This window comes from Micromonospora sp. CPCC 205546 (assembly GCF_036902715.1).
Classification (GTDB): Bacteria; Actinomycetota; Actinomycetes; order Mycobacteriales; family Micromonosporaceae; genus Micromonospora.
The window spans coordinates 75,510-94,862 of sequence record NZ_JBAKHL010000016.1; the positions used below are offsets into that span (position 1 = coordinate 75,510).

17 protein-coding genes are annotated in these 19,353 nt (G+C 75.8%); 7 read left to right on the forward strand and 10 right to left on the reverse strand.

The window, feature by feature from the left end:
* Positions 1–76: 76 nt before the first annotated feature.
* The 3 genes from V6U77_RS11145 to V6U77_RS11155 form a co-directional block, all read right to left on the reverse strand.
* The gene (locus V6U77_RS11145) at positions 77–667 is read right to left on the reverse strand and encodes a pyridoxamine 5'-phosphate oxidase family protein (protein WP_334606180.1); all 591 of its coding nucleotides are present in this window, start codon (positions 665–667) and stop codon (positions 77–79) included.
* A 54-nt stretch (positions 668–721) separates the two neighbouring features.
* A complete protein-coding gene (locus tag V6U77_RS11150) occupies positions 722–1,822 on the reverse strand; it encodes a winged helix DNA-binding domain-containing protein (protein ID WP_334606181.1) in 1,101 nt (366 codons plus the stop codon).
* Between the two features lie 75 nt (positions 1,823–1,897).
* Positions 1,898–2,515 (reverse strand): DinB family protein, encoded by a 618-nt coding sequence (locus tag V6U77_RS11155; RefSeq protein ID WP_334606182.1) that lies wholly within the window; start codon positions 2,513–2,515, stop codon positions 1,898–1,900.
* Between the two features lie 62 nt (positions 2,516–2,577).
* On the opposite strand from V6U77_RS11155, the gene V6U77_RS11160 reads away from it, so the two are divergent.
* Both V6U77_RS11160 and V6U77_RS11165 read left to right on the forward strand, forming a co-directional pair.
* Positions 2,578–3,594 carry a helix-turn-helix transcriptional regulator gene (locus V6U77_RS11160; protein WP_334606183.1) on the forward strand — a complete coding sequence of 339 codons (1,017 nt, stop codon included), beginning with the start codon at positions 2,578–2,580 and terminating at the stop codon, positions 3,592–3,594.
* Between the two features lie 9 nt (positions 3,595–3,603).
* Positions 3,604–3,831, forward strand: a complete 228-nt coding sequence (locus V6U77_RS11165; protein ID WP_334606184.1) for a DUF2089 family protein — start codon at positions 3,604–3,606, stop codon at positions 3,829–3,831.
* Between the two features lie 134 nt (positions 3,832–3,965).
* Here V6U77_RS11165 and V6U77_RS11170 read toward each other — a convergent pair whose 3' ends face one another.
* Together V6U77_RS11170 and V6U77_RS11175 are read right to left on the reverse strand one after the other, a co-directional pair.
* Positions 3,966–5,102 carry a hypothetical protein gene (locus tag V6U77_RS11170; RefSeq protein ID WP_334606185.1) on the reverse strand — a complete coding sequence of 379 codons (1,137 nt, stop codon included), beginning with the start codon at positions 5,100–5,102 and terminating at the stop codon, positions 3,966–3,968.
* Positions 5,103–5,156: 54 nt separating this feature from the next.
* Positions 5,157–6,503: an MFS transporter gene (locus V6U77_RS11175; RefSeq protein ID WP_334606186.1), complete on the reverse strand. Its 1,347-nt coding sequence runs from the start codon at positions 6,501–6,503 to the stop codon at positions 5,157–5,159.
* Positions 6,504–6,573: 70 nt separating this feature from the next.
* On the opposite strand from V6U77_RS11175, the gene V6U77_RS11180 reads away from it, so the two are divergent.
* The 4 genes from V6U77_RS11180 (at position 6,574) to V6U77_RS11195 (ending at position 9,970) form a co-directional block, all read left to right on the forward strand.
* The gene (locus tag V6U77_RS11180; protein WP_334606187.1) at positions 6,574–7,224 is read left to right on the forward strand and encodes a TetR/AcrR family transcriptional regulator; all 651 of its coding nucleotides are present in this window, start codon (positions 6,574–6,576) and stop codon (positions 7,222–7,224) included.
* A gap of 61 nt (positions 7,225–7,285) precedes the next feature.
* Positions 7,286–8,611 carry a flavin-containing monooxygenase gene (locus V6U77_RS11185; protein ID WP_334606188.1) on the forward strand — a complete coding sequence of 442 codons (1,326 nt, stop codon included), beginning with the start codon at positions 7,286–7,288 and terminating at the stop codon, positions 8,609–8,611.
* The gene (locus tag V6U77_RS11190; RefSeq protein ID WP_334606189.1) at positions 8,608–9,450 is read left to right on the forward strand and encodes an SDR family NAD(P)-dependent oxidoreductase; all 843 of its coding nucleotides are present in this window, start codon (positions 8,608–8,610) and stop codon (positions 9,448–9,450) included. The genes V6U77_RS11185 and V6U77_RS11190 overlap by 4 nt, the downstream gene beginning before the upstream one ends.
* Before the next feature lie 10 nt (positions 9,451–9,460).
* A complete protein-coding gene (locus tag V6U77_RS11195) occupies positions 9,461–9,970 on the forward strand; it encodes an NUDIX hydrolase (protein WP_334606190.1) in 510 nt (169 codons plus the stop codon).
* Between the two features lie 35 nt (positions 9,971–10,005).
* Here V6U77_RS11195 and V6U77_RS11200 read toward each other — a convergent pair whose 3' ends face one another.
* The 4 genes from V6U77_RS11200 to V6U77_RS11215 all read right to left on the reverse strand — a co-directional run bounded on the left by V6U77_RS11200 (position 10,006) and on the right by V6U77_RS11215 (position 16,764).
* The gene (locus tag V6U77_RS11200; protein ID WP_334606191.1) at positions 10,006–12,255 is read right to left on the reverse strand and encodes a glycosyl hydrolase family 95 catalytic domain-containing protein; all 2,250 of its coding nucleotides are present in this window, start codon (positions 12,253–12,255) and stop codon (positions 10,006–10,008) included.
* Positions 12,252–13,310, reverse strand: a complete 1,059-nt coding sequence (locus V6U77_RS11205) for a LacI family DNA-binding transcriptional regulator (protein WP_334606192.1) — start codon at positions 13,308–13,310, stop codon at positions 12,252–12,254. Before V6U77_RS11205 ends, V6U77_RS11200 begins: the two co-directional genes overlap by 4 nt.
* Positions 13,307–15,763 carry a glycoside hydrolase family 3 C-terminal domain-containing protein gene (locus tag V6U77_RS11210; protein WP_334606193.1) on the reverse strand — a complete coding sequence of 819 codons (2,457 nt, stop codon included), beginning with the start codon at positions 15,761–15,763 and terminating at the stop codon, positions 13,307–13,309. The genes V6U77_RS11205 and V6U77_RS11210 overlap by 4 nt, the downstream gene beginning before the upstream one ends.
* Positions 15,764–16,206: 443 nt before the next feature.
* Positions 16,207–16,764 carry a dihydrofolate reductase family protein gene (locus V6U77_RS11215; RefSeq protein WP_334606194.1) on the reverse strand — a complete coding sequence of 186 codons (558 nt, stop codon included), beginning with the start codon at positions 16,762–16,764 and terminating at the stop codon, positions 16,207–16,209.
* A 366-nt stretch (positions 16,765–17,130) separates the two neighbouring features.
* On the opposite strand from V6U77_RS11215, the gene V6U77_RS11220 reads away from it, so the two are divergent.
* Entirely contained in the window at positions 17,131–17,721 is a 591-nt protein-coding gene (locus V6U77_RS11220; RefSeq protein WP_334606195.1) for a dihydrofolate reductase family protein, read from the forward strand.
* Positions 17,722–17,951: 230 nt separating this feature from the next.
* On the opposite strand, the gene V6U77_RS11225 is transcribed toward V6U77_RS11220, so the two are convergent.
* Positions 17,952–19,172, reverse strand: coding sequence for an ROK family transcriptional regulator (locus tag V6U77_RS11225; RefSeq protein ID WP_334606197.1), 1,221 nt, complete (start codon positions 19,170–19,172; stop codon positions 17,952–17,954).
* Positions 19,173–19,353: the final 181 nt, after the last annotated feature.

Sequence of the window (19,353 nt, forward strand, 5' to 3'; positions counted from 1 at the left end):
GCCGCCCGTGGGCCCGGAGCGCGCTTCTGCGCCCGAGGAGGACGCGACGCCGGCAGAGCCGGGGCCGGCGGTCGGGTCAGCCCGGCGGGGTCGGTGGCAGCGGCAGGGGCAGACCCGGCAGCCCGTCGATGCTGCGCGCCACGTGGTCCTTGCCGGCGAAGTAGTCGCTCAGCGACGCGTCGTCCTCGCGGGCGAAGCGCCGGGCGTGCAGGTCGCGGTCGGCGTCGTAGGACATGAACGGCACCGCGTAGCCGCAGGTGTCGCGGATCAGTTCGGCGCGTACGACGATGATCGCCCGCAGGCCGTGGACGCTGGTGTCGATGTCCGGGAAGTGCCCCGTCAGCTCGGCCCAGCGGGGGTCGTCGCGGAACACCGCCTCGCCGCGGCCGTGCACCCGCACGATGTTCGGTGGCCCTTCGAACGCGCACCACATGAGCGTGATGCGCCCGTTCTCCCGCAGGTGCGCGATCGTCTCGGCGTTGCTGCCCGCGAAGTCCAGGTAGGCCACGGTGTGCGCGTCGAGCACCGCCCACGAGCCACGCAGCCCCTTGGGCGACAGGTTGATGGTGCCGTCACCCGACAGCGGGGCCGTGGCGGTGAAGAACAGCGGCTGCTCCTCGACGAAGGTGCGCAGCCGCCCCTCGATGCGCTCATGTGTCTTTCCCACCCCCGCATCATGGCCCGGTGACGGGTCTCCCCGCTGCCCCGGGCGGTGCGGTGCTCAGTGCGTGGACGCGGCGATGCGTACGCGTCCGCCGGCGTCGTCGGAGAGGAACGACGCCAGCGACCGTCCCTGCCCGGTGACGGCGGCGCGCTCGGCGCGGGAGAGGCGGCGCAGCGGGGTGACGGTCACGGTGTCGGCCGTGCCGCTCCACGTGGCGGCGACCCGGCCGTCGACCAGGACGACACGCTCGCCGGCCACCGACAGGCCCCGGTGGGCGTCGTCGACGATGCGGCTGCGGTCGTCGTAGCCGAGCAGCGCGTTGTCGAACGCCGGCAGGAACCGCACCGGCGCGGGCGTGTCGGCGTCGGGGCGCGGCGCGTCGGGCAGGTCCCACAGTCGCCGCCCCCGCTCGTCGCGGAACTCGACCAGCTCGTCGCGGATCGCCGCCACCGCGGCGGGCAGCCCGGCGAGGCCGCACCAGGCGCGCACGTCGGCCGTCGCGGCCGGTCCGAACGCGGCCAGGTAGCGGCGCACCAGCGCCTCGCCGACCGGATCGCCGCCCGCCGGGGCCGGCGGGTCGATCTCGCGGCCCAGCCACGAGGAGAGCAGCACGTTGCGTACGCCTGCGGTCGTGCGCCACAGCCCGCGTGGCGGCAGCTGCACCACCGGGACGAGGGCGGCGAGCAGCATCTCGCCCAGCGCCCTCGGTCCCGGTGCCGGCCATCGGTCGGCGAGCGCCCGCGCGAGCCCGGTCATCGAGCGGGGCCCGCCGTCGGCCAGCACCTCCCGGCCCGCCGTCGCGAGTTCGTCGAGGTCCACGCCGGCGAGCTCGTGACGGTAGACCCCGAGTACCCGCTGGCGCAGCATGCCGGCGTGGCGGGCCCGCCACGCCAGTGCGTCGTCGGCGGTGACGAGGTGCACGGTGCGGCGCATGAGGTGCATCCGCACCACGCGCCGGCCGGTCAGCAGGTTCGACAGCGCCGCCGGGTCGAACCCGCGCACCCGGGACCAGAGCCCGACGAACGGCTCCTGTGGTTCCTGCGCCTGCAGGCCGCCCAGGTGCGCGACGGCGTCGAGGACCGGCACGTCGGCGCGGTCGAGCAGCAGCTGCCGGGCCAGGGTGGCGCGGTTGAGCGCCCGGCTGTCGAGAACGGTCATCGGTGCACGTCTTCCCTGCGGATCCACGGGACGGGTTCGGGCGGCTCCCGCTCGGGTGGCCGGGACGCGGGGCGTTCAGGTGGCCCGCTGCCCGTCGAGGCTCTCGCGCAGGATGTCGGCGTGCCCGGCGTGCTGGGCGGTCTCGGCGATGACGTGCATCAGCGCCCCGCGCACGCTGAGCACCCCCGTCACCTCGTGCCACGGTGCCGGCGGCAGCGGGTGGGTCGTCGACAGGTCGGCGACGGCGGCGACGGTCTCCTCGGTGCGGGCGGCGACCTGCGCGTAGTGGGCGAGGATCCCGGCCAGGGTCTCGCCGGGCAGCATCTGGAAGCCGGCCTCGTGCTCGACGAGCCACCGCGGCACCTCGCGGACCCTGCCGGCCGTGATGTCGGCCCAGGTGACCCCGTCGGGCAGGTCGAAGGACATGGCCGAGGGGCCCTCGACCACGAAACGCAGCCACGACCGCTCCATGGCCGCGACGTGCTTGATCAGCCCGCCCAGGCACAGCGCGCTGACCGTCGGGCGCTGGCCGAGCTGCTCGTCGGTGAGGCCGCGGACGGCGCCGGTCAGGGCGGATCGGGCGGTCGAGAGTGCGGCGAGCAGGTCGGCCCGCTCGGGGTCGAGGGTCGACGGGGGCGTGGCGGTGGCGGTGTCGGTCACGGCGTTCGGGTCCTTCTTGTCGTCGGTAGGCACGTGACCTACGTTCGCAGCCGAAGCGGACAGGATGTGTCCGCTTCTGCGGGCACCATGGGGGAATGCCGAAAACTTCCGCGCGCCTGCTGGCGTTGCTGTCGCTGCTGCAGGCCCGCCGGGACTGGCCGGGGACGCTGCTGGCGGCGCGGTTGGACGTGAGCGCGCGCACCGTACGGCGCGACGTCGAGCGGCTGCGCGAGCTCGGCTATCCCATCGCAGCCGTCAAGGGACCCGACGGTGGCTACCGCCTCGCCGCCGGTGCGCAGCTGCCGCCGCTGCTGTTCGACGACGAGCAGGCCGTGGCGCTGGCCATCGCGCTGCAGAGCGCCACCACCGCCGGCGCCGGCATCGAGGAGGCCGCGGCACGCGCACTGCACACGGTCCGGCAGGTCATGCCCGCCCGGCTGCGCCACCGCATCGACATCCTCCAGGTAACCGCCGTCGAGCGGTCCCCGACGCGAGCGGCCCGGCAGGTCGACAGCGGCGTGCTCATGGCGCTCGGCGCCGCCGTGCACGCCCGCGAGGTGCTGCGCTTCGACTACACCCCCGTGACCCCACCCGAGGCCGACGACGGCGGTGGGCTGCCTGCGCCGCGTCGGGTGCAGCCGCACCACCTCGTCACGTGGGGCGGACGCTGGTACCTGGTGGCGTGGGACCTCGACCGCGGGGACTGGCGCACCTTCCGCGCCGACCGGATCAGCCCGCGTACCCCCACCGGACCCCGGTTCACGCCGCGTGAGCTGCCCGGGGGTGACGTGGCGGCCTTCGTGACCAGCCGGTTCCGGGGCTCCGGGGGCGCCGACGGCTGGCCCTGCCGTGGGGAGGTGATCCTCGACCTGCCGGCCGCGGTGGTGTCCCAGTACCTGCACGACGCGCTCGTCGAGGAGCTCGGCCCGCACCGCTGCCGGCTCGTCCTGGGTTCGTGGTCGTGGGTCGGTCTGGCCGCCTCCATCGGCCGTTTCGACGTCGACATCGAGGTCGTCGGTCCGGCCGAGCTCCGGGACGCCTTCGCGCGGCTGGCCCGTCGCTACGCCGACGCCGCCACCGACGCGTCTGCCAGGTCGTCGCCCATGGGATGAGCCGGGCGGGTGCTGGGCCACGCCGGAACCAAGCGGTGCCACGGCTCCATCAAGGAGATGGAGCGGATCTTCGGGGTGAGCTACCCGACGGTCAAGTCACGACTGAACCGGATCGCGCGGATGCTCGACTTCGTCGAGACCGATCCGGCGCCGTCGCGGGCCGACGTCATCGAGCGGCTGCGCCGCGGCGAGATCACCGCGCAGCAGGCGGTCGCCGAACTGGAGGGCCGCGCGTGATGCCGCGGTCGGTGACCGTACGGGTGCGACGTGCGGATCTGGGTCCCGGTGCTCCCCGTCGCGCTCGTGTGTTCACCGGTCGTGGTCCTGATCGTGCTGGTGGCGGCCGTGGCCTGCCTCGCCGTCCGGGGTGCTCAGGTGGGCTGCCGGGTGGGGCCGGGGGCGCCGAGATTGGCCAGGGCGGCGGCGAGGTGGCTGACCTGGTCGGCCAGCTGGGCGGTACGCCGCTGCGCCTCGTCGCGGTCGGTCTCGGCGGCGCGCAGCCGTACGGTCAACTCGGCGGCGCGACCCTCGGCGGCGCTCGCGGCCTCGCGCGCGACGGCCAGGTCGGCGCGCAGCGTGTCGTGCCGGCCGGCGAGATCTGCCAGCTCCACGCGGGCCTGCTCGGCGGTCGCCTCGGCGTGTCGCCGGGCGGTCTCGGCGTCCCGGTGGGCGGCTTCGGCGCGCTGCCGCGCCGTGTCGGCCTCGGCGGCGGTCGCGCGGGCGGCGTCGGCCTCGGCGCGGGCCTGTCCGGCACGCTCGCGGGCCTGCTCGGCCTCGGCGTGCAGGCGCTGCGCGCGGTCGAGGGCCTCGGTGGCGGCGCGCGTCGCCCGGTCGGCGTCGGCGCGGGCGGCGTCGCGTTCGCCGGTGAGTTCGGTGGTGCGGCGGCGTTCGGCGTCGATCTCGACGCGTAGCGCACGCAGCTCGTGGCGGGCCGTGTCGCGGTCGCGTTCGGCCTGGGTGCGCAGGGCCTCCGCGGCGCTGGCCTGCCGGCGGGCGTCGTCGCGGGCGGCCTCCGCCCGGTCGGCGCGTTCGACCGCGGTCGTGGCCCGCTCGGCGGCGCGCCGGGCCTCGTCGTGGGCGGCGTCGCGTTCGGCGGCGGCGGATCGGGCCTCCTCGCGGGCCCGGACGGCGGCCGCGGCGGCGTCCTCGGCGTCGCGGCGGGCCTCGTCGCGTTCGGTCTGGGCCGCCGCGACCTGCGTCGCAGCGTCGGCACGGGCCTGCGCGAGCTGGCGTTCCACCCCGACCGGGGACAGCTCGGCGTGCAGGGCGTCGGCGAGGGTCTCCGCGACCTGCTCCAGCCGGTCCACCGCCTCCCAGGTGCGGGCCACCTGACCGGGCAGGCCGGGGGCGTTGCGGTGCCGCATCCGGCTGTTGCGCGAGGCCCGTTGGCAGGCGCCGTCGTTGTCGCGGCAGTAGCGGAACGGCCGGCCGGCGCCGACGCGCTGCGGCACCTGGCGTCCGCAGTGGGCGCAGGGGCGGGTCTCGGCGGGGGTGGGCTCGGCGTCCATCGAGGGCGCAGTCTACTGCCGGGCCGGGGGTGGCCCGGCGCGGCGCCTGGTGGCTCAGCCGGCCGTGCGGGCCGTGCGGTCCAGGGTGTAGCGGCGTTGCAGCAGCAGCGCGACGAGCATCGCCGCGGCGGGCAGCAACCCGAAGCCCCAGCGGATCGCGTCCAACGCGCCGTCGGGCTGCGTGACGCCCTCGCCGGCGGTGGAGGCGACGAACCCGCCCGCCGCCAGGCACAGCGAGTACGCCCACGGGCCCAGCGCCGCGCCGGTGGCCTCGGTGGCGGTCCAGACCCCGGTGTAGGTGCCGGCGGCGCCGCCGCCCGCACGGATGACGTCGGGCACCATCGAGAACGGCAGCAGCTGCATGCCGGCGAACGCGACGCCGAGCACCGCCACGGCGGCCACCAGCACGGGCAGCCCCGCGGGACGGCCGACGGCGAGCACCAGCGAGCCGGCCGCGAAGGCGCCCTGCGCGCCCAGCAGCGCCCGCTGCTTGCCGACCCGACGGGCCGCCACCAGCCAGGCGGGGGTGACCAGCAGCGCCGGGGCGACGAAGGCCGCCACCAGCACGGTGGTCAGCCCGGGGCGGCCCAGCTCGTACTCGGCGTAGTAGGGCACCGCGGCCAGCACCAGGTGGGTGGTGGTGGACATGGCCAGGTACGCGGCGACCAGCCAACGGAACTGCCGGTCGCGCAGCGCCACGGCCAGCCCCCGCCAGCCCCCGCCGTGCGGTGCCGGTGCCGCGGCGGCGGCCCGGCGCAGCCGGGCGATGCCGGCCACCCCGAGCAGCATCGCGGCCAGCATCCCGACGGCCAGCAGCACGCCCATCCGCTGGTAGCCGGCGCGGGTGGCGTCCTCGCCGCCGGCCAGCAGGGGCGCCAGCAGCCCGGAGACGAGGATGCCGAGGGTCAGCACCACCATCCGGAAGGCCATCAGGCGGGTCCGCTCGTGGTAGCCGATCCGCAGGTCGGCCGGGGTGGCCAGGTAGGGGACCTGGTAGGCGGCGAAGAGCAGGTTGCCGGCGACGAAGGCGAGCGCCACCCAGGCGGCGGCCGGGGCGCCGGTGAGGCCGCCGGGCACGGCGAACAGCGTGGCGAAGGCGAGCGGCAGGGCACAGCCGAGCAGCAGCAGTCGCCGCCGGTCGCCCCGGCGTGCCTGCTCGACGTCGCAGCGGTGCCCGATCCAGGGGTGCAGCAGCACGTCGGCGACCTTCGGCAGCAGCAGCGCCAGGCCGGCCAGCCAGGGGGCGACGGCCAGCACGTCGGTGAGGAAGTAGAGCAGCAGCAGACCGGGGACGGTCACCCAGACGCCCATGCCGAGGGAGCCGGCGGCGAAGCCGACCAACGGCCCGCGGGGCAGGACGGTGGTGTCGGTGCCGGCCTGCTGCTGGTCGAGCCCGGTCATGGCGGCCTCCTCGGCGGGCACACCGCCCGCAATCCAACGGATGCTGGATTGTAGGGGCAGAATGGCGGCCATGACCATGCCCCGCCGCCGACCCGGGCGGCCCCGCCGCGAGGAGACCCGCGCCACCCGCGAGGTGGTGCTCACCGCCGCGACCGCGCTGTTCGCCCGGCGCGGCTTCGACGCCGTCGGGCTGCGGGAGGTCGCGGCGGCCGCCGGCGTGGACGTCGCCACGGTCTCGCACCACACGGGTACGAAGGCGCAGCTCTACGACGCCTGCTTCGCCCGGGTCTTCGCCGCCGAGCGGGAGGTGCTCGAGGCGGCGGCCGGGCGCGCCCGGCAGGCGCTGGACAGCGGGCCGGGCGAGGTGCGCCGCGCGCTGCACGACCTGGTGGACGTGTTCGTGGACTTCCTGGAGGACCGGCCGGAGACCACCGCGTTGTGGCTGCGCCGCTGGCTGGAGCCGCAGCGGCACGCCGAGCTCGACGAGCGGTACGCGGCCCCGCTGTACCGGCTCGTCGCCGACCTGCTCACCGCCGCTGCGGCGGCCGGGGCGCTGGTCGAGCCGGCGCCGCACGTGACGGTGCGCAGCCTGGTGTGGGCGGTGCACGGGCACGTGGTGGCCCTGGCCGCCGGCGGGGGGTCGCAGGCGCGGCAGCGGCGGGAGTTCCGCGCGTTCGTGCACCGCCTCCTCGACGGGTTGTACGGGCCGGCGACGCCTTGACGCGCCGAGGCGCACCGGGCCATTATCCAACGCACGTTGGATTAACGGTGAGGAGTCGACGATGGGTGCGCAGCCGAAGGTGGCGGTCATCGGCGCGGGCGCGGCCGGACTGGCCACCCTCAAGGCCCTCGCCGACGTCGGCGTGCCCGCCGTCGCCTTCGAGGCGGCCGAGCGGGTCGGCGGCCTGTGGGTGTACGGGGCGCCCGGCTCGCCCGCGTACCGGACCCTGCACCTGAACACCAGCAAGGCGCGCACCGAGTTCGTCGACCACCCGATGCCGGCGCACTGGCCGGACTATCCCGACCACGTCCGCGTCGCCGGCTGGCTCACCGACTACGCCGACCGCTTCGGGCTGCACGACGCCGTGCGGCTGCGGCACACCGTCGACCGCGTCGCTCCCACCGGCGACGGCCGGTGGACGGTGCACGCCGACGGACCCGACGGCGCCGTCGAGGTCACCGTCGACGCCGTCGTCGTCGCCAACGGCCACAACCGGGCGCCGAAACCACCCGACCCCGCCCCCGCGGGCGACTGCACCGCCGAGCAGCTGCACAGCCACGCCTACCGGGGGCCCGAACAGCTCGCCGGCCGGCGGGTCCTGGTCGTCGGCGGCGGCAACTCCGCCATGGACATCGCCGTGGACTCCTCGTACGCGGCCCGGCGCACCCTGCTGTCGCTGCGCCGGGGCGTCTGGGTGGTGCCGAAACACCTCCTGGGCCGCCCGTCGGACACCCTCAACGGCGCCCTGGCCCGACGGTTGCCGTGGCGGCTGCGCCAGCGCATCACCCAGCGCCTGCTCGCCGCGACCGTCGGCCCACCCGCCCGCTACGGCCTGCCCGCCCCCGCCCACGGCTTCCTCCAGGACCACCCGACGCTCTCCGACGGGCTGCTGTCGCGGCTCACCCACGGCGAGATCGAGCCCCGCCGCGGCATCGCCGGCTTCGACGGCCGGCGCGTCACCTTCACCGACGGCCGCGTCGACGAGGTCGACCTGGTGATCTGGTGCACCGGCTACCGGGTGGAGATCGGGTTCCTCGACCCCGCGCTGCTCGGCGACGGGGCGGACACCCTGCCGCTGTACCGGCACGTGTTCCACCTCGACGTGCCCGGGCTGGCGTTCGTCGGGCTGATGCAGTCCACCGGCGCCGCGTTCCCGCTGGTCGAGGCCCAGGCCAAGCTGGTCGCGGCGCAGCTGTCGGGCCGCTACGCCCTGCCCGAGCCGCACGCACAGCGCGCCGCCTGCCGGGCCGAGCTGCGCGCCGCCACCGCCCGCTGGGGCCAGCGGCGACCCGCGATGCGGGTGGACTTCGACGCGTACCTGGCCGAGCTGAGGCGGGAACTGGCCGCCGGCGCCCGCCGCGCCCGCGCCACCGGGGCCACGGCGTGAGCGCGCTGCGGGGCCGCCGGGTGCTGGTCACCGGGGCCAGCGGCACCTTCGGCCGGCACCTGTGCGCCGCGTTCACCGTCGCCGGGGCACGGGTCGTCGGCGTCGACCGCGAGCCGGGCACCCTCGACGTCGAGGGCCGCGCCGACGCCGTGCCGGTGCTCGGCTGCGACCTGACCGACCCCGCCGCCGTGGCGCCCACGGTCGCCGCCGCCGTGGACCGCCTCGGCGGGCTGGACCTGCTGGTCAACAACGCCGGTGTCGGCGGCCCCGCCCCCGCCGAGCTGGCACCCGACGAGGTGGTGCGCCGACAGCTGGAGGTGAACCTGCTCGCCGCCTGGCGGACCACCGCCGCCGCGCTGCCCGCCCTGGAGGCCGCCCGGGGCCGGGTGGTCTTCGTGGCCAGCCGGATGGCCCTGATGCCGCTGCCCCTGGCCGCCGCGTACGGGGTCAGCAAACGGGCCCTGGTCGCCTACGCCGACGCGCTGCGCCACGAGGTGGGCACCCACGTCGGGGTGAGCGTCGTCTACCCGAGCATGGTCGCCTCGCCCATCCACGACAGCACCGCCGACGCCGGGCTGTCCCTGCGGGGCGTGTCCCGCCCGGAACCGGTGCAGGGGGTCGTCGCGGCGATCCTGCGCGCCGCCACCGCCCGCAGGGCGCCGCGCGACGTGGCCACCACCCGGCGGGGGTGCCTCGAGCTGGCCCTCGGCCGGCACGCGCCGGCGCTGGCCGACCGGCTCGTGCGCCGTACCGTCGCCGCCCGGATCGCCGCCGGCGACCTGGACGCCGCGCCACTGGCCGCCGGGATGCGTCGCCGGCACCGCGACACCACCGGCTAGCGTGGCCGACGTGGCCATCTCCCCGTACGTCGCCCGGCTGCGCGCCCACGTCGGACACGACCTGCTCCTGCTGCCCGGGGTCAGCGCGGTCGTGCGCGACGACACCGGGCGGGTGCTGCTGGCCCGGCGCGCCGACAACGGCCGCTGGTCGGTGCCCGCCGGCGTCATCGACCCCGGCGAGCAACCCGCCGACGCGGTCCTGCGGGAGGTGTACGAGGAGACCGGCGTGCACGTGCGCGTCGAGCGGGTCGCCGGCCTCGCCACGCACCGCGTCGTCTACCCCAACGGCGACGCCTGCGAGTACCTCAACGTCTGGTTCCGCTGCCGGGCGGTGGGCGGCGAGCCGCGCGTCAACGACGACGAGTCCACCGAGGTGGCCTGGTTCGACCCGGCCGACCTGCCGGAGATCGACGAGTGGGCGCGGCTGCGCATCGACACCGCGCTGCCCGAGGACGCCCCCGTGTGGCACGCCGCCGCCGGTGAACGGCATCCGGCGCTCGACCGGCCCGACGCGCTCTGAGCGCCGCCCGCCCATACGTGGCCGGGCGCACGAGATCACCCCTGTCCGGCCACCGCCCGTCGCTCCGGCGCGCCGAAGGCCACCTCGACCGGCGTCGCCGCCCGGAGGTCCACGTCCCGCTCGCCGTACGGACTGCGCACCCGCAGCCGCTGCGCGACGGGGGAGAGCAGGCGGGCCCGCACCCGCCCCGGCGACCAGGACAGCTCCTCGACGCCGACGCGGCCCCGGCAGGTGACCCCGCGCAGCACCCCGGCGTCCAGGCCCGGCAGCGGGGCCGGCAGCAGCCGCAGCAGCCCCGGTCGGGACTGCACCAGCGACTCGATCAGCACCGCCGGCAGGGCGTGCGCGGCGTCGGCGTTGTACGTCACCAGTCCCGGATTGTGCGCGCTCATCAGGGACCGGAAAAACATGTCGTTGCCGAGGATCTTCAGCAGGTTCACGGCCGTCAGCGCGCCGTCGTGCAGCCGGGCGGCGGCCAGCGCCCGGTGCAGGCTGCCGTGCGCGGAGAGGTTCTCGTCGCCGCGCAGCGTCAACGCGCGGTGCGCGGCCCGGGCCAGCTCGGGGGTGTCGTCCGGGTTGATCTCGTCCAGCGGCCACACCGGGTAGAGGTGGCTGACGTGCCGGTGGTCGTCGTCGCCGCGGTAGCCGGGCCAGGCCCACTCGGCCAGCGCCCCGCGCCCGTCCACCCGGTACGCGGGCAACCGCGCAAGCAGCCCCGCCCACCGGTCGACGCCGGTAACCTCGGCGGCGGTACGCAGGGCGTGCCGGGCGGCGGCGACGTCCATCGTGGCGTTCACCGCCACGTGCACCGCCCGCCCCCGCTCGTCGTACGGGCCGGTCTCCGCCGAGTACGACGGCACGACGAGCACCGTGCCCGCCTCGTCGGTGACCGTGAGGAAGTCCGCGAAGAAGTCCGCCACCTCCGCCAGCCAGCCGGCCACCTCCCCGAGGGGCGCGCCGGTGACCAGATGGCGCTCGTACAGCGGGTGCAGCAGCCAGTGCGCGCCGGGCAGCCACGCCGCGAACGGCCAGTCGGCGTGCAGGTGGAACAGGTGCCCGTGCTCGCCGTCGGTGCGACTGGGCGCCAGCAGGCCCCGCGCGCCGTAGACCGCCCGCGCGTTGCGCCGCCAGTCGTCGACCTGGCCGCGCACCAGGTTCGCGTGCGCGGCGGTCACCTCCGGCAGGGCGCCCACGTTCGCGCCGGCCAGTTGCAGGTTCAGGTTGGCGTCGGTGGTGAAGTCGCCGGCCCAGGCGGCGTCCCACGAGCCGAGCCACAGCCCGGTCAGCCGGGGCGGCAGCACGCCGCTGGCGCTGAGCAGCAGGTAGCGCCCGGCGTGGAACAACCGCTCCAGCAGCGCCGGATGGAGCGTGTCCGCCTCGGCGTGCTGCGCCGCGATCAGCTCGCCCACGGGCAGCTCCCGCTGCGCGGCCGGTACCCGCAGGTGCAGGCTCACCCGCCGGTAGGCGCGCCCGTGCAGCGCCACGTGCCGGGCCAGCAGCATCTCGTAGTCGGCCTCGGCGTGGGCGGCCAGCCGCTTCTCCAGCTCGCCGGTGCGCCACGGCGGCACCTCGGGGCGGTCGAGCACCGTGGTCAGCAGCGCCGGGCCGCGTACCGTCACCCGGTCGCCGCCGACGACCGCCACGTCGCCGCGCAGCAGGGTGAGCCCCTCGAAGCCGTACGCGCCGCCCGCGTCGGGGTAGCGGCCCCGCACCCGCAGGAACACCAGGTCCCCCCGGCGGTACGCGGCGACGGCGTAGCGCACCGACTCCGGCCGGCCGGGCAGCTCGCCGGTGGCCCCCACCTCGCAGGGGCCCGCGTCGACGTGGGTGACCACCAGCGCGTCGGCCCGGGAGACGAACGAGCGCCGCCGCCCGCCCGCCCACTCGACGACGATCTCCCCGGTGCCGAACTCGGTGCGCCGCCGGTAGTCGCCGACCGGGCCGGGCGCGACGGCGTCGACGGTGAGGGCGAAGCCGGGGTGGAACGACTGCGTCCAGCGCAGCACCCCGTCGCCGGCGAGCAGCCGGCTCGCCTCCGCGCGCCGGCCGGCGAGGATCAGCTCCCGGATGCGCGGCAGCAGGGCGGCCAGCTCGGGCGGCCGGGCGTCGCGGGTGCCGTTGGGCAGGACGAAACGGTGGTGGTTGACGACGATGCGTTCGGCGTGCGGCCGGCCGTACACCATGATGCCGGCCTCGCCGTTGCCGGAGAGGAACGCGTCCTCCCAGCGCCCGGCGGGGGCGGTGTCGACGATGCGGTGCGCGTCCGGCGGCGGCCCGGCGGTCACCGGCCGGCCCCCGCGCTCGGGGCGGGGGCGGCGGTGCTGTCGCGTACCGTCAGCCGGGGCGGCAGCAGGGTGACCTCCGGCACCGCCTCGCCGTCGAGCTTGCCCATCAGCAGCGCCACGGCCCGCGTGCCGATCTCCTCGGCGGGCACCGGCACGGCGGTGAGCATCGGGCTGGCCTGCTCGGCGAAGCGGTCCGGGCAGACGGCCACCACCGACACGTCCCGCGGCACCCGCCGGCCCAGGGCGGGCAGCGTGGCCAGCACCGGGCCGACGGCGGCCTCGTTCTGCACGATCAGCCCCGACACCTCGGGGTGGCGTTGCAGCAGGTCGGTGAGGGTGCGGCGCACCGCCACCGCGCCCTCCTCGCAGGGCAGCGCCACCGCGTCGACGCCGTGCGCGGCGGCGGACTCGGCCACGCCGGCGCGGGTGCGGTGCGCGAAGCCCGTGCCCCGGTCGTAGACGGCGGCGGGCGCGCCGAGCAGGGCGACGTGCCGGTGGCCCAGCCCGGCCAGGTGCGCCACGCAGGCCCACCCGGCCCGGTGGAAGTCCAGGTCCACGCAGGTCAGGCCGGTGGTGTCGGCGGGCAGGCCGATGAGCACGCCCGGCCGGGTCAGCTCCCGCAGCAGCGGCACCCGCGGGTCGTCCAGCTCCACGTCCATCACCAGCACGCCGTCGACCAGGGCGGTGGCGGCGACGCGCCGCAGCCCGGCGGGCCCTTCGTCGGAGGTGACCAGCAGGACGTCGTGGTCGAAGCGGCGGGCGGTGGTGACCACGGCCATGGCGAACTGCATGACCACGGGCACCTGCATACCGGCGCGCAGGGGCAGGACAAGCGCGATCACGTTGGCCCGCCGGCTGGCCAGGGCCCGCGCGCCGGCGTGCGGGTGGTAGCCGAGCGCCCGGATGCCGGCCAGCACCCGGGCGCGGGTGGCCTCGGAGATGGCGCGCTTGCCGCTGAGCACGTACGACACGGTGCTCACCGCGACCCCGGCGTGCCGGGCGACGTCGGCGATGGTGGGCTGCCCGGGCGGCGGGCGCCGGCGCGCCCCGCTCACCGCGCCCGCCCCGACGCCGGCACGGCCGCCCGGCCGTGGGGGGCCGCCTCGTCGCCGCGTACGGCCAGGGCGCCGACCAGCCGCACGTCGCGCGCGGAGCGCCCGACGAGGACGGTGTGGGTGGCGTCCTCCACCACGCGGCGGCCCCGGGTGTCGTCCCACCAGCTCAGCTCGGCGGTACGCAGCCGCAGCCGGACCACCTGCCGCTGCCCCGGCGCGAGGCTGATCCGGGCGAAGTCGCGCAGCTGGCGCAGCGGCTGCTTGACGCGGGAGCGGCGCTGGCGCGTGTAGAGCTGCACGACCTCCTCGCCGGGGCGCTCGCCGGCGTTGGTGACCTCGACGCGCACCTCGACCTCCTCGCCGGCGGTGGCCTCGGCGGCGCTCAACCGCAGGGCGGCGTAGTCGAAGCGGGTGTAGCTGAGCCCGTGGCCGAACGGGTACAGCGGGTCGCCGCGGTGGTAGAGGTAGGTGGCGTCGGCGCCGATCACGTCGTAGTCGAGCAGGTCGGGCAGCTCGGCGGCGTCGGCGTACCAGGTCTGGGTGAGTCGACCGCCGGGCTCGGCGTGGCCCAGCAGCACGTCGGCCAGCGCGGTGCCGTGCTCCTGGCCGCCGTGCGCCGACCACAGCACCGCCGGCAGGCGCGTCCCGACCCGACCGGACGCGTACGGGTAGCTGCTGGTCAGCATCAGCACGGTGCGCGGGTTGGCGGCGTGCACCGCCCGCAGCAGCGCCTCCTGCCCGGCCGGCAGGGCCAGGTCGACGCGGTCCTCGGTCTCGCGGCCGTTGACCATCGGATGGTTGCCGACCGCCACCACCGCCACGTCGGCGGCGGCGGCCAGGGCGGCGGCCTCGGCGGCGCCGTCGGCCAGCAGGTCCACCGTGAACGGGGTCGCGTCGCCCGGCGTCGGGGCGTCGGCGCGCAGCCGCCCGTGCGCGTCGGCGGCGACGTACCGGTCGGTGGCGAGGTGGTGCAGCAGCACGGTGCCGTCGGGGCCCTCGTGGAACCGGAAGGTCTCCCGGACCACCCAGCCGCCCGGCCCCGGGCGGTCGTTGGCGAGCGCGCCGGTCTCGTCGGCCCCGACGTGACGGCCGTTGCCCGCGGCGCGCAGCGCCACCACGTCGCGTCCCCAGTCGAAGACGTCGAAGCCGGTGGCGTCGGCGCCGAGGGTCAGCGGGCCGCCGTCCGGGGTGTCCGGGCAGCCGACGTAACGCCCGTCGACGCGCAGCGCGATCCGGTCGGTGCCGGGGTGGGTGGTGACCGCCGACAGCCGCTCGACGAGCCCCTGGTACGCGGTGACCGTGTACGGCGGGGTGCCGCTGTACCAGTCGGTGTGCACGGCGTCGGCCAGTGGGCCGAGCACGGCCACCCGCAGTCGCGCACCGGTGAGCGGGAGCAGCCCGTCGTTGCGCAGCAGCACGATCGACTGGCGGGCGGCCTCGCGGGCGAGGTCCCGGTGCGCGGGGCGGTCGACGACGTCCGGCGCGACGCCGGCCCACGGGTCGTCGCCCGGCGGGTCCAGGTCGCCGAGGCGGACCCGGACGGTGAGGATGCGCCGCACGGCGCGGTCCACGTCGGACACGCTGATCAGACCCCGTTCCAGCGCCTCGGTCAGCCGCGCGACGGTCGGGGCGCTGTCGGCGTCGTCCTCCGTGAAGCTGTCGATCCCGGCGCGCAGGGCGGCGGCGTAGCCGCTGACGTGGTCGGGCAGGTGGCCCTGCACCCCGGCGATGTTGCTCACCGCGCCGGCGTCCCCGACGACCATCAGCTCCTCGGGCGCCCACCGGCGCAGCTCGCCGGCGATGAGCGGGCTCAGGTGCGCCGGCACCCCGTCGACCAGGTTGTAGGAGGCCATCACGGCGACGGCCGCGCCGGCGGCCAGGGGGGCGCGGAAGGCGGGCAGCTCGTACTCGTGCAGCACGCGGGGGGACAGTTCGCTGGACGTGGTGGCCCGGTCGGTCTCGTTGTTGTAGCCGAGGAAGTGCTTGACCGTCGGGGCGGTACGCAGCCGGTCGGGGTGCTCGCCGCGCAGCCCCTGGGCGTAGGCGGTGGCGAGCCGGCCGGTCAGCCACGGGTCCTCCGACCAGCCCTCCTCGTTGCGTCCCCAGCGCGGGTCGCGCAGCGGGTTGACCACCGGTGCCCACACGTTGAGCCCGACCCGCTCGGGGTCGGCGTGGTGCTTGGCGCGGACCTCGTCGCCGACGGCGGCGCCGACGGCCCGGACGAGTTCGGCGTTCCAGCTGCTGGCGAGCCCGATCGCCTGTGGGAAGACGGTGGCGCGCCCGAGCCAGGCCACCCCGTGCAGCGCCTCGGTGCCGGTGCGGAACGCGGGCAGGCCGAGGCGGGGCACGGGCGCCTGCCACTGGTGCAGCAGGCCGAGCTTCTCCGGCAGGGTGAGCCGGCCCAGCAGGTCTTCGACGAGGGCTTGCGGGCGGCGGGCGGGGTGGTCGGTCATGGTCGGGCGCCTTCCGTGGGTCCGCCACACGACCGTGTCGAAGCGCTTCGACGAACGGTGACGCGAGCGGCATCGCGGTGTGAGGGTGGCGGCCGTCGGCCCGGAAGCGGTGAAGCGCTTCGACGACTGCGCGGAACAGGCCGCCCGGGTGCCCATGCCACGAGGCGGCGGTTCGAGGTTGGCACCCTCGCGCCGGTGCGGTCAAGACCCGCGCTCGGGGCCCGTCCGACTGGTGGAGACGTGCAATCGATCCATCGGGTGTCCGTTCTTGAGCCGGTGCGTCGGTGTCCTCTCGTCCACGAGGTGGTGATGGACGAAGCGCGGGAGTTCGAACCGCGTGAGGAGGACCGGCCCCGGCGCCCTTGCCGGTGGGGACCTGTGGTCCGGGCGCAGGCACCTCGCCCTCGTGGTCCGCGAGGTGGGCGCGATGCGGCTGCCCTGGGTCAGCGCGCGCGCCGGTAGTGCATGGCGACCGCGCCACTGCGGAGCGGCTTCGCCGAGACCAGCTCGAGCCGGCGCGTGCCGGGCAGCCCGCTCTGGTAGAGGGTCGGGCCGTGGCCTGCGATCCTGGGGTGGACGAGGAACTTGTACTCGTCGATCAGATCCAGCCGGTCCAGCTCGGTCGCGAGCTTGCCGCTACCAAGAAGCACGCCGGCCGGGGTCGCGTCCTTGAGCTTCTGCACGCCCGTGCGCAGGTCGCCGGCGATGTGGTGGCTGTTGGTCCACGGGAAGTCCTTCCGCGTCGACGACACCACGTACTTCGGCTTGGCCTCCAGCTTGACCGCCCACTCGCGCATCGCCGGCGGCGCCTCTTCGTCGCCGCGGGCGACCGCCGGCCAGTAGCTCTCCATCATCTCGTAGGTGACACGGCCCCACAGCATCGCCCCACCCTCGTCCATGAGGCGGGTGAAGATGGCGTGTGTCTCGTCGTCGACGATTCCCTCTTGGTGGTCGACGCAGCCGTCCAGAGTGACGTTGATGCTGAACGTCAAAAGTCCCATGCGGCGAGCCTAATCCACACAATTGCTCGCGGACGTCCTGGCGCCTGCGCTTGTCGGTCGGGATTCCGAGAAGGTGCCAGGCACCTTTGACTGGCTCTATCGGCACGTCGAATCGACCACGTCGAATTGTAAGCCGGGGTCGGCTACTCGTCCCTGCCTTCACTACCTGGAGGGTGCGTCGCCGTACGCCCGGCTGGCGCTGCCGCCGGGGCCGTCGGCGTTGCCCGTACGTCAAGTCCGGCGGCGGTTCCTGTGCGAACATCCCGGCCACGCGCTGGACGGCTGGCCGCTGCCGGCCGATTGACTTCTACAAGAGCGACAGCTCACGACACGCTAATTTGGGGGTCCCAAGCAGAGGAGAGCCACGTGGGCAAGGTGGTCATGTACAGCTCGGTGTCGGTGGACGGTTTCGTCGCGGACGAGAACGACCAGCCCGGGCCGCTGTTCGACTGGTTGTCCAATGGTGACGTCGCGTTGGACGACAGCGGCGAGCTGAAGGTGTCGCAGGCGTCCTACGACTACACCCGGGCGTACTGGGACCAGATCGGGGCGACGATCGTCGGCCGCCACGTCTTCGACCTGACGGACGGCTGGGACGGGAAGCCTCCGGGCGGGGTCGACCACGTGGTCGTCGTGACGCACCGGCCGGAGCCGGAGGGCTGGGACCCCGAGGCGCCGTTCCACTTCGTCGACGGCGTCGAGGCAGCCGTGGCCAAGGCGCAGGAGCTCGCGGGTGACCGCGTGGTCGAGGTCGCCGCGGGCGACGTCGGTGGCCAGGTGCTTGCCGCGGGCCTGGTCGACGAGGTGCGCATGGACGTCGTACCCGTCGTGTTCGGGTCCGGCAAACGCTACTTCGGGTCGCTCCACGCCCAGCACCTGTTGGAGGACCCTGACGTGACGATCCAGGGCAACCGGGTCCTCCACCTGCGCTATCGAGTGCGACGTCGACCGGTCTGAGCGGGTGCGCGAAGAAGTCCCCTGCGCCCCGGCACCTCACCTGCGGCAGGTTCAACTCAGGATCGCTCATCGCCGCTTTCGGTCGTATCCTGACAGCCCTCATCGGCTCGGCTGGAGCGTGCTGCGCTCCGGCCCCCGAGGCGGGGCCCGTCAGGCCAGGATCATCCTCAGCGCCATTCTCCGTCCTCAGTTCCCAGCGTCGTTCCTGGTCTGGAAACCACGGACGGGCCTCAGGCCGCCGGCAGCCGCCCGGACTCCACCGCGGCGAGCGCGGCGGTGGCGCCGCCGAGCGCGGTGGCCGCCGAGTCGAGGGCGGAGGCGTCGAGCAGGCAGCCGCCTGCGGCCGGGGCGTGGGTGCGCGCGGCGAACTCCGCCCGGGCCGCGGGCAGCAGCCAGGGCGCCAGGACCGCGAAGTGCCCGCCGAGCACCACGGCCTGCGGGTTCAGCAGGTTGGCCAGGACCGAGGCGGCGTGCCCGAGGTGGCAGCCGACGTCGGACAGCCCGGTCCGCACGGCCGGGTCGTCCTGACGGGCCAGCGCCTGGATCCGTTCGAGTTCCGGCAGGAAGTCGGTCACGGGCCCGTCCTGCCGCGTGTCGGGCAGGAGGCGGGCGACCACCGCCGGCAGCCCGGCGTACGCGACCAGGCAGCCGCGCCGCCCGCAGCCGCAGGCGGGACCGGTCGGGTCGAGCGTCAGGTGCCCGATCTCGCCGGCGAAGCCCCGGCCGCCGCGCAGCAGCCGGCCGTCGGCGACGATCCCCGCGCCGACCGACGCCCCGCCGGTGAGATGCACGAGGTGGGCACTGCCGGCGTACGCGCCGTGGCGGTGCTCGGCCAGGGCGGCGAGGTTGGCGTCGGTGTCGACGTCGACGGCGAGGCCGGGCTCGCGCAACGCGGCGCGCAGGTCGGCGGCGAGGGCCACGTCCCGCCAGCCGAGGGCGGTGGCCCGGGGGACGGCGCCCTCGGGGTCGACGAGGCCGGGCACGCCCACGGTGAGGCCCAGCACCCGACGGTCCTGCCCGGTCAGTCGGGTGATCGCCCGCCGGGCCAGCGTCGCCAGCGCGCGGACCGTCTCGGTGGGGGAGGACGACGGGGCGGCGAAGGCGCGCCGCCAGGTGAGCAGCCGGGTGCCGGCCAGGTCGATGGCGACCACCACCAGTTCGTCGGCGCCGATCTGCATGCCCAGCGCCGCGTACGGGGCGCCGTCGAGGACGAGCATGGTCGCGGGTCGGCCGACCCGGTTCTCCGTCAGCCCGGTCTCGCGCAGCAGCCGCCGCTCGATCAGCTCGCCGACCAGGCTGGAGACGGTGGCCTTGTTCAGCCCCGTGTGCGCGGCGATGTCGGCCCGGGAGCAGGGGGCGTGCCGGCGTACGTGGCGCAGCACCACGGCCCGGTTGGCCGTGCGGACGTCGCCGAGGTCGCTCGGCCGCGGTTCGTTGTGGCTGCTGATCACGGTCAGTCCGCTCCCTGGGCGACGGTAGGCGATCGGGGTGGTGCCGCACGCGGCCCCATCATCGCGTACGTCTCGGGGGTCGCCGTCTTGTGGGACGGATCACCGTCGATTAGTTTGTTCGGCTAGAAGCCCAACTAATCCTAGCCGGACGCGCACGTTCCGCGAAACCGCCACCGAAGAC

Excerpts from the sequence above, each read along its gene's own strand:
- V6U77_RS11180 (WP_334606187.1), top strand. The coding sequence starts at position 6,574 with ATGACCATGCCCCGCCGCCGACCCGGGCGGCCCCGCCGCGAGGAGACC.
- V6U77_RS11210 (WP_334606193.1), bottom strand. The coding sequence starts at position 15,763 with ATGACCGACCACCCCGCCCGCCGCCCGCAAGCCCTCGTCGAAGACCTG.
- V6U77_RS11185 (WP_334606188.1), top strand. The coding sequence starts at position 7,286 with ATGGGTGCGCAGCCGAAGGTGGCGGTCATCGGCGCGGGCGCGGCCGGA.
- V6U77_RS11150 (WP_334606181.1), bottom strand. The coding sequence starts at position 1,822 with ATGACCGTTCTCGACAGCCGGGCGCTCAACCGCGCCACCCTGGCCCGG.
- V6U77_RS11160 (WP_334606183.1), top strand. The coding sequence starts at position 2,578 with ATGCCGAAAACTTCCGCGCGCCTGCTGGCGTTGCTGTCGCTGCTGCAG.
- V6U77_RS11175 (WP_334606186.1), bottom strand. The coding sequence starts at position 6,503 with ATGACCGGGCTCGACCAGCAGCAGGCCGGCACCGACACCACCGTCCTG.
- V6U77_RS11170 (WP_334606185.1), bottom strand. The coding sequence starts at position 5,102 with ATGGACGCCGAGCCCACCCCCGCCGAGACCCGCCCCTGCGCCCACTGC.
- V6U77_RS11215 (WP_334606194.1), bottom strand. The coding sequence starts at position 16,764 with ATGGGACTTTTGACGTTCAGCATCAACGTCACTCTGGACGGCTGCGTC.